This is a genomic window from Saccharothrix sp. ST-888 (assembly GCF_000955975.1).
Taxonomy (GTDB): domain Bacteria; phylum Actinomycetota; class Actinomycetes; order Streptomycetales; family Streptomycetaceae; genus Kitasatospora.
In genome coordinates, this window is sequence record NZ_JYJF01000229.1 from 1 (window position 1) to 2,689 (window position 2,689).

Annotated in this window: 1 protein-coding gene; it reads right to left on the bottom strand. The window is 73.4% G+C overall.

Annotation, left to right across the window (positions count from 1 at the left end; genetic code table 11):
• Positions 1–2,689 (bottom strand): type I polyketide synthase (locus UK12_RS32190; protein WP_045306754.1); only part of this gene is annotated, 2,689 nt, incomplete at both ends.

The following is a 2,689-nucleotide window of genomic DNA, read 5'->3' on the forward strand; positions in this document are numbered from 1 at the left end:
GCGCAGGGCGTCGCTGAGGCGCTTGAGGACGACGATGCCCACGCCGCTGGCGAAGACCGTGCCGTTCGCGTCGGCGTCGAACGGACGGCAGTGCCCGTCCGGAGACTGGATCCCGCCCTCCTGGTAGAGGTAGCCGCCGCGCTCCGGCACGCGTACCTTCACCCCGCCCGCGATCGCCGCGTCGCACTCTCCCGCCGCGAGGCTCCGGCAGGCCTGCGCGATCGCGACGAGCGAGCTCGAGCACGCGGTGCTGACGCTCACGCTCGGGCCGCGCAGGTTGAGCCGGTACGAGATCTGGGTCGCCGCGAAGTCCTTGTCGTTGCCCATCCCGACGAACAGGGGATCGAGGTCGGAGGAACCACGGTGGGGGACCAGGTTGTTGAGCAGGTAGCTGCTCATCGCGGCGCCGACGTAGACGGCGACCGAACCGGGGTAGTTCCGCGGGTCGTAGCCCGAGTCCTCCAGAGCCTCGTACGAGCACATCAGCAGCAGGCGCTGCTGCGGGTCCATGACCTCCGCCTCGCGCGGCGAGAAGCCGAAGAAGCCCGGGTCGAACTGGTCGACGCCGTTCGGGGTGCCGGCCACAGCGACGTACCGGCCGCGGGGGCCGATCGCCGACTCGGCCGGCTCCGAGGTGGGCACCAGCGACTCGACGCCGTTGACGAGGTTGTGCCAGAACTCCTCGACGTTGTCCGCGCCCGGGAAGCGGGCCGCCATGCCGATCACGGCGATCGCCGAGTCGTCCGCCGGCCTTGGTTCCGCGGTCCGCTGGGCCGGGAGCGCCTGCGCCGCAGAATCCGGGGACAGCCGGTCGACCAGGTGGGCGACGGTCGGGTACTTGAAGAGGTCGGACACCGGGAGTGCGGTCTGCAGCCGCTCCTTGATCTGCCGACCCGCCTCGATGACGAGCAGCGAGTCGCCGCCCAGCTCGAAGAAGTTCGCGTCGACATCGATCTCCGAACGCCCGAAGAGGTTCCGCCAGATCTCGATCAGTGTCTGCTCGACCTCGGCCCGGGACCGCTCGACCGGCGTTCCGGCGTCGTGTCGTGTCGGTTCGAGGTGGCGGGTGCCGCGGGCGGCGAGCCGATCGGGCAGCGTGCCGGTCGACACCACGACGCGCCGCTGCCCACCGCTGACCGCCTGCTCGAAGACCGCCAGGGCGGCGGCGGCCGGGATCCCGGACCGCTCGTGATCCGCGTGGGCGGCGACGACGGCCGCGGGCAGGCGCTCGGGCGCCGCCATTCCGACGCCGCGCCAGGTGTCCCAGGCGATGGTCACGGCACCTTCCGGAGCCTCGGGCGAGCACGCCCAGGTGTCCAGGAAGGCGTTCGCGGCGCAGTAGTCGACCTGGCCGACGCTGCCCAGCAGCGCGCTGACGGAGGAGAAGACGGCGAAGAAAGCGAGCCGGTGCTCCCGCAGCGCCGAGGCGAGGGCGAGCGTGCCGTCCAGCTTGGGTGCCAGCACCTGCCTCATGGCCTCGGACTGCTGGAACTGCGCCAGCCCGCCTCCGGCCAGGCCTGCGGCGTGGACCACGCCCTCAATGGGCCCGAAACGCGCCTCGGCGCGGCCCAGGGCCTGCGCGAGCGCCTCCCGGTCCGTCACGTCGAAGCACTCGACGTGCACCTCGGCACCGGCCGACTCCAGCCGGCGGACCAGAGCCAGCCTGCGGCGGATCTCCGCCTCGGTACCCGGGTCTCCCTCCAGCTCCGCCCACTGCTCGCGCGGCGGCAGCGGGGTGCGCCCGGTGAGCACCAGACGCGCCTGGTAGTTGCGCGCCAGCCAGCCCGCGATCTCGGTGCCGATGCCACCGAAGCCGCCGGTGACCAGGTAGACCGCGCCCTGGCGGAAACGGGTCTGCGCCGCAGCGGAGGCGGTCGGCAGTTGTTCGACGTGCTCGATGTGTCGGACCGCGCTGCGGTACGCGACGAGGCTGTCCGGCAGCGCCGCGCGCACCTCGGTGACGACCGACTGGAAGGCCGCCTCGAAGCCGTCCTCCGCGCCGTCCGCCGCGGCCTCGAAGTCGATCACGGACGCGGTGAGCGCCGGATACTCCAGCGGAAGGGTCCGCACCGGACCGAGGACCAGCGCCTGCTCCGCGGGAGCCGTCGGTTCCTCCCCCTCCAGCTGGGCCAGACCACGGGTGACGACGGCGAGCCGGGTGGCGTCGGCGCCACGGCGCGGGCCCACGGCGCGGGCCAGGAGCACCAGGCCGTCGAGCGACCGGACGCGGGCCTGCTCCAGGCTCGCGCCTGCCTCGACGTTCCACAGGTACAGCACGTTCCAGGTGCGGGGGCCGCCCTGCTCCTCGAGCGCGTCCACCAGCTGCTCGAAGTCCCCGGCGATCTCGGGCCGGACGCGGAAGGCGTCCTGGGCCGTGCGCTCGTAGTCGGTGCCCGCGGTCACCGTGACCACCTGCTCGCCCGACTCGCGCAGCCGTCCCGTCCAGCGGTCGGCGGCCGGGGCGGCGTCGGTGAAGACCAGCCAGCGCGCCGTGCCCGGCTCGGGGGCGGCGCCGGGGGCGGCGGCCTTCCGGAGGACCGGCCGGAACAGTCGCGTCCCGTCCTGACCCGACGGCCGCTGGGCGGCCCGCTCGATCCAGTAGCGCTTGGTGTCGAACGCGTAGGTGGGCAGCGGCACCCTGCGCGGCTTGCGGTGTTCGTGCAGCGCGGACCAGCGGACCGGTGCGCCG